Annotated in this window: 6 protein-coding genes; 3 read left to right on the plus strand and 3 right to left on the minus strand. The window is 68.7% G+C overall.

Annotated features, from left to right (window positions below; translation table 11 throughout):
- Position 1: 1 nt before the first annotated feature.
- From JMF86_RS29760 to JMF86_RS29770, 3 genes are read right to left on the minus strand one after another with little or no spacing between them, the layout of a single operon-like run.
- On the minus strand, positions 2-214 hold the full coding sequence (locus tag JMF86_RS29760) for a DUF1656 domain-containing protein (RefSeq protein ID WP_006481008.1): 213 nt from the start codon (positions 212-214) through the stop codon (positions 2-4).
- A gap of 34 nt (positions 215-248) precedes the next feature.
- Complete coding sequence (locus JMF86_RS29765) at positions 249-2,372, minus strand: FUSC family protein (RefSeq protein ID WP_201317204.1); 2,124 nt, start codon at positions 2,370-2,372, stop codon at positions 249-251.
- A complete protein-coding gene (locus JMF86_RS29770; RefSeq protein WP_201317205.1) occupies positions 2,369-2,848 on the minus strand; it encodes a MarR family winged helix-turn-helix transcriptional regulator in 480 nt (159 codons plus the stop codon). Before JMF86_RS29770 ends, JMF86_RS29765 begins: the two co-directional genes overlap by 4 nt.
- A gap of 319 nt (positions 2,849-3,167) precedes the next feature.
- Between JMF86_RS29770 and JMF86_RS29775 the strand changes: the two genes are divergently transcribed.
- The 3 genes from JMF86_RS29775 to JMF86_RS29785 form a co-directional block, all read left to right on the plus strand.
- A complete protein-coding gene (locus JMF86_RS29775) occupies positions 3,168-4,028 on the plus strand; it encodes a MaoC family dehydratase N-terminal domain-containing protein (RefSeq protein ID WP_201317206.1) in 861 nt (286 codons plus the stop codon).
- 38 nt (positions 4,029-4,066) lie between these two features.
- On the plus strand, positions 4,067-5,230 hold the full coding sequence (locus tag JMF86_RS29780) for an acyl-CoA dehydrogenase family protein (RefSeq protein WP_201317207.1): 1,164 nt from the start codon (positions 4,067-4,069) through the stop codon (positions 5,228-5,230).
- A 12-nt stretch (positions 5,231-5,242) separates the two neighbouring features.
- Positions 5,243-6,172: CaiB/BaiF CoA-transferase family protein (locus JMF86_RS29785; RefSeq protein WP_201317208.1), on the plus strand; the 930-nt coding region annotated here is incomplete at its 3' end.

The following is a 6,172-nucleotide window of genomic DNA, read 5'->3' on the forward strand; positions in this document are numbered from 1 at the left end:
GTTAGGTAGCCACGAGTTGGTGGGACACGATCACGACGGCGGCCAGCACGAATACATAGATGCCGAGGTCGAAGATCGAACGGTGCCAGACGAGGCGGTAGAAGCCGACGCGCTCGAGCACCGCGCGCACGACGATGTTGATCAGGTATGCGATCAGCATCAGCACGAGCGGGGCCGGCACGAACACGCCGAAGATATCGATTTCGCCGATCATGGTCGCGGTCGGAATGACAAGGTGGAAAGCCGGCTCATGCGCGCGCTCCGTCCGGCGCCTGCGGCGCTTGCGCGGCCGCGGCCGGATACAGCGACAGGCGCAGGCCGACGAGCGCATGCAGCGTGTCGCGCAGCCGGCGATGCGTGGCCGGCACCGCGGGCGCGGCCGCGCCGTCTGCCGGCGCGGCGCCCGGCAGGTTGCGGCCGGCCACGCGCCGCAGCGCGTCGTCGATCGTCGCGAGCAGCGCGGGCGGCACGGGCTGGCGCGCGTTCGCGGCCGCGCAGCGGGTGTAGTGATCGGTGACGCCGGCCAGCACGCGATCGATCGCGTCGGGCACGTCGCCCGACAGCCTGCGACGCGAGCGGCGCAGATCGAGCGCGTTCAGTGCGATGCGCAGGTCGCGGAAGCTTTCGATCGACGGGTGGCGGTGGTCGTCGGACGCGCCGAGGCGCGGCAGCAGTTGCGTGACGCGATCGAGCATCCGCGATGCGTGGTTGCGCTGATCGTCGAGCGGCTGCGTCGACGCGGAGCGCGCGACGTCCTCCCAGCCCGAGCGCAGCAGGCGCCGCACCGCGAGTTCGGCGCCGAACGGCCGCGTCGCGCGCGTCCACACGTACGCGAACAGCAGCCCGGCAACGCCCGCGAGGTTGCTGTTCAGGAACACGAAGAAATCGGCCTCGTACGCACTCTGGATGCTGATGAAGGTGGCCGTGTTCACCGCGACGAGCATCGTCACCATGTTGAACTGCGGGCGCGGCAGCAGCGTGCCGATCAGGATGAACGGGCCCGCGAACATCAGCACGAGCATCGCGAAATCGTGCACGTGCGGCAGCACGACGAACAGGTACAGGCCCGCGAACACGACGCTCGCGGTGGTCGACAGGAAGAACTTGAACACCAGCGGCGCAGGCTCGTCGAGCGCGGCGAAGAAGCTGCACGACACGGCCACGAGCGTGACGGCGGCCGCGCCGTCGTGCCAGCCGGACGAGATCCACAGCCAGCACGCGAACACGATCGCGAACACGACGGTCAGCGTCGAGAACAGCATCATCCCGCGATCAAAGAAGCGTTCGGTGCCGCCGAGCCGCCAGTGCCGGTAGCGCGGCTGCCACACGCCCGACTCGTTCGCGATCAATGCGCGCAGCGAACGGCAGTCCTGCCAGATGTCGATGACCTGGCGCAGCCGCCACAGCGCATTCGACAGCAGCGCGCCGTCCCAGCTCGCCAGTGCGCTGTCGGGCGGCTGCAGCGCGGCGATGCGCTCGCGCAGGTCGTCCGCGACCGGATCGTGCGCCATGTCACCGTCGGTGCCGGTCTTCACCGCCGGCAGCGGCGCGTCGAACCACTTCGCGGCGTCGGCCAGCAGCGCGTCGAGTGCGGGCGGGCGCACGTGCAGGTCGCGCATCAGCGCGATCAGCGGATCGGCGAGCGACGACATCAGCGGCAGGAACAGCTGCATCCGGCCCGCGAGCGCCTGCGCGCGGGCCAGCACGCGCGGATGCGCATGGTCGTAGCCCAGCTGGCTCAGCAGGAACTCGAGGCCGGTGATGGTCGCGGCGAGCCGCTGCCGGCATGCGGACAGCGCCTTGCCGGCCAGGTGCCCGGACAGCGTTTCGCGGCCGTAGAACGCGGCGTCCTTGAACCACGCGTCGGTGCGCTCGATCAGCGTCGGCGCGAGCCGGTTCGGGAACACGGCGCTGCCGACCACGCTCGCGCACACGATGCCGAGCACGATTTCCTCGGTGCGCGCGATCGCGACGTCGAAGATGGTGGACGGATCGGTGACGGTGGGCAGCGCGACCAGCGGCATCGTATAGCCGGCGAGCATGAAGACGTAGCTGCGCGCGGTGCGGTCGGAGATCGCGAGGTACAGCAGCGTGCCGCACCAGGTCGCGACGATGATGCTGAACAGGAGCGGCGTCTCGACGAACGGCGGCACGAAGAAGATCGCGGCGGCCGCCCCGAGCGCGGTACCGAGCGCGCGGTACAGCGCCTTCGAGCGCGTCGCGCCGACGAACGGGTTCGACACGATGTAGACGCTCGCCATCGCCCAGTACGGGCGCGGCAACTGGAAATACAGGCCGAGGTACAGCGCCAGCATCGACGCGGCGAACGTCTTGCCCGAGAACAGCCAGTCGCGGAGGCTCGGATAGGTCATGACGCGGAATCGGCGGAGTGGGGCGGGCGCGACGCCGGCGGATGCGGGTCGGCTGCGTTGAACGCGTTCAGCACGCGCAGCGTGGCTTCGAGATCGGCGCGCGACACACCCTTGAGCACCTGGGCGCGCAGCGCGCGCAGGTCGTCCTCCATCTGCGCGGTAATCGCGCGGCCGGCAGCCGTCAGCGAGATCGTCTTCGCGCGGCGATCGTGCGGGTCCTCGTCGCGGCGTGCGAGGCCGGCCGCGCACAATTGATCGAGCAGGCGCACGAGCGACGGCCCTTCGATGCCGACGTGCTCGGCGAGCGTGCCTTGCCGCACGCCTTCGCCGAGGCGTCCGGCGATCAGCAGCGGCGTCGCGCAGGCCTCGGACACGTTGTACGCGGTCAGTACGCCGTCGCTGGTGCGGCGCCACTTGCGCGCGGTGAGCACGAGCAGGCTGCTGACGGCGAGGCGGAGGTCGTGCAGATTGGTCATGGGCGAGATGATAGGGGCAAAAACATTCGATAGCAAACTATCGTTTTTGTCACCCGGATGACACGTCGCATGCGGCCCGGCCCGTCTGAAGCAATTTAGGTGGCGTGTCGTCCGGGGTCAAGCGGCAAGGCCCGCGGCCGCGAACCGCGCACGTTCGGCGGGCCGACTATATTGAATAGTCAGACGAGAACCGTCCGGCAGCACGGCGCCTGCCCGCGCGCGTTAAGCAAATTCGAAGCCCCGGTTCGGGAAAGCCGACTTCGCGAAGCCGCGCGTGGCGTGCATATTCAGGGTCATTGCAAGCGCACCGGAGACCGACGTGCCGACCTCATCCCCGCAGCCTGCCGCCCCCGCGTCGCTCGACGCGTGGCTCGGCAAGACCGAAACGCTTGGCGACGACATCACCGCGTTCCCGCTGAACGCGCTGGCCGCCACGCTCGACCGCCCGTCGCCCGGCGACGTCGTGCCGCCGATGTGGCACTGGCTCTACTTCCTGCCGGTCGCGCCGCTGGCCGAGGTCGGCCCCGACGGCCACCCGAAGCGCGGCGGCTTCCTGCCGCCGGTGCCGCTGCCGCGCCGCATGTGGGCCGGCGGCCGTTTGACGTTCCATGCACCGCTGCACGCCGGGCAGCGCGCGACGCGCGAATCGACGATCGCGAACATCGAGGACAAGACCGGTCGCAGCGGCCGGCTCGTGTTCGTGACGGTGCAGCACCGGATCGAAGCCGGCGGCGCGCTGTGCGTCGAGGAGGAGCACGACATCGTTTATCGGGACGCGCCGCAGCCGGGTGCGCCCGCACCGAAGCCGGTCGCGCCGCCTGCCGGCGAAGCGTGGTCGCGCACGGTCACGGCCGACGCGGTGATGCTGTTCCGCTATTCGGCGCTGACCTTCAACGGCCATCGCATTCACTACGACCGCAGCTACGTGACGCAGGAAGAAGGCTATCCGGGGCTCGTCGTGCACGGCCCGCTGATCGCGACGCTGCTCGTCGATCTCGTGCACCGCGAACGGCCGGACGCGACGCTCGCGAGCTTCGCGTTTCGCGCGGTGCGCCCGACCTTCGACGGGCAGCCGTTCACGCTGTGCGGCAAGCCGTCGGACGACGGCCGCACGATCGAGCTGTGGGCGAAGGACCGCGACGGCTGGTTGACGATGCAGGCCACCGCGACCCTCGCATGACGCGCTCCTTTTCCTTTCTTCCTTCATCGACGACGGACATGCAGACGACGCTACACGACCCGTACCAGGACATCCGCGAAGCGGTGCGCGACCTGTGCAGCCAGTTTCCCGGCGAGTATTTCCGCCAGATCGACGACGCGCGCGGCTATCCCGACGCGTTCGTCGACGCGCTGACCAAGGCCGGCTGGCTCGCCGCGCTGATTCCGCAGGAATACGGCGGCTCGGGGCTGGGCCTCACCGAGGCGTCGATCATCATGGAGGAGATCAACCGCGCGGGCGGCAACTCCGGCGCGTGCCACGGGCAGATGTACAACATGGGCACGCTGCTGCGCCACGGTTCGGCCGAACAGAAGCGCGCGTATCTGCCGAAGATCGCGAGTGGCGAGCTGCGCCTGCAGTCGATGGCCGTGACCGAGCCGACCACCGGCACCGACACGACGAAGATCAAGACGACCGCCGAGCGGCGCGGCGATCGTTACGTGATCAACGGGCAGAAGGTATGGATCTCGCGCGTGCAGCATTCGGACCTGATGATCCTGCTCGCGCGCACGACGCCGCTCGCCGACGTGAAGAAAAAGTCCGAAGGGATGTCGATCTTCGTCGTCGACCTGCACGACGCCATCGGTCACGGGCTGACGGTGCGGCCAATTCCGAACATGGTCAATCACGAGACCAACGAGCTGTTCTTCGACAATCTCGAGATTCCGGCCGAGAACGTGATCGGCGAGGAGGGGCAGGGCTTCAAGTACATCCTCGACGGGCTGAACGCGGAGCGCACGCTGATCGCGGCCGAATGCATCGGCGACGGCTACTGGTTCATCGACAAGGTGTCGCAGTACGTGAAGGAGCGCGTCGTGTTCGGTCGCCCGATCGGGCAGAACCAGGGCGTGCAGTTTCCGATCGCGCGCGCGTTCGTGAACGTCGAAGCCGCGAGCCTGATGCGTTTCGACGCCGCGCGCCGGTTCGATGCGCACGCGCCGTGCGGCGCGCAGGCGAACATGGCGAAGCTGCTCGCGGCCGACGCGTCGTGGGAGGCCGCGAACGCATGCCTGCAATTCCACGGCGGCTTCGGCTTCGCATGCGAATACGACGTCGAGCGCAAGTTTCGCGAGACGCGGCTGTACCAGGTCGCGCCGATCTCGACCAACCTGATCCTGGCCTACGTCGCGGAGCACATCCTCGACCTGCCGCGCTCGTTCTGACGGAGGCCGACGATGCGACCCCTCGACGGCATCAAGGTGATCACCCTCGAACATGCGATCGCGGCGCCGTTCTGCACGCGCCAGCTCGCCGATCTCGGCGCGCGCGTGATCAAGATCGAACGGCCCGGCAGCGGCGATTTCGCGCGCGGCTACGACGAACGCGTGCACGGGCTGTCGTCGCACTTCGTGTGGGTGAACCGCTCGAAGGAGAGCCTGACGCTCGACGTCAAGCAGCCCGATGCGGCCGCCGTGCTCGACGCGCTGCTCGCGGATGCCGACGTGCTCGTGCAGAATCTCGCGCCCGGCGCGGCCGAGCGGCTCGGCCTCGACTACGACGCGTTGAAGCACACGCATCCGCGCCTGATCGTCTGCGACATCTCGGGTTACGGCGGCGACGGCCCGTATCGCGACCGCAAGGCCTACGACCTGCTGATCCAGAGCGAAGCCGGGTTCCTGTCGATCACGGGTTCGGCCGGGCAACCGGCGAAGGCCGGCTGCTCGATCGCGGACATCGCGGCCGGCATGTACGCGTACACCAGCATCCTGAGCGCGCTGCTGATGCGCGGCCGCACCGGTGAAGGTTGCCGGATCGACGTGTCGATGCTGGAGAGCATGGTCGAGTGGATGGGCTACCCGCTCTACTACGCGATCGACGGCCAAAGCCCGCCCGCGCCGTCGGGCGCGTCGCACGCGACGATCTGCCCGTACGGGCCGTTCCCGGCCGGCGACGGCAAGACTGTGATGCTCGGGCTGCAGAACGAGCGCGAATGGAAGCTGTTCTGCGAGCAGGTGCTGCGGCAGCCGGCGCTGGCCGACGATCCGCGTTTCAATGCGAATTCGAAACGGCATGCGGCGCGCGACGTGGTGGATGCGCTGATCGTCGATGCATTTGCGACGCTGACGGCCGCCGACGTGATGCAGCGGCTCGACGCGGCCGGTATC

The organism is Burkholderia sp. E168m15 (assembly GCF_016586105.1).
Classification (GTDB): domain Bacteria; phylum Pseudomonadota; class Gammaproteobacteria; order Burkholderiales; family Burkholderiaceae; genus Burkholderia; species Burkholderia orbicola.

Bases quoted from the DNA above. Each gene is read 5' to 3' on its own strand.
- JMF86_RS29760 (WP_006481008.1), bottom strand. From the start codon at position 214: ATGATCGGCGAAATCGATATCTTCGGCGTGTTCGTGCCGGCCCCGCTC.
- JMF86_RS29765 (WP_201317204.1), bottom strand. From the start codon at position 2,372: ATGACCTATCCGAGCCTCCGCGACTGGCTGTTCTCGGGCAAGACGTTC.
- JMF86_RS29770 (WP_201317205.1), bottom strand. From the start codon at position 2,848: ATGACCAATCTGCACGACCTCCGCCTCGCCGTCAGCAGCCTGCTCGTG.
- JMF86_RS29780 (WP_201317207.1), top strand. From the start codon at position 4,067: ATGCAGACGACGCTACACGACCCGTACCAGGACATCCGCGAAGCGGTG.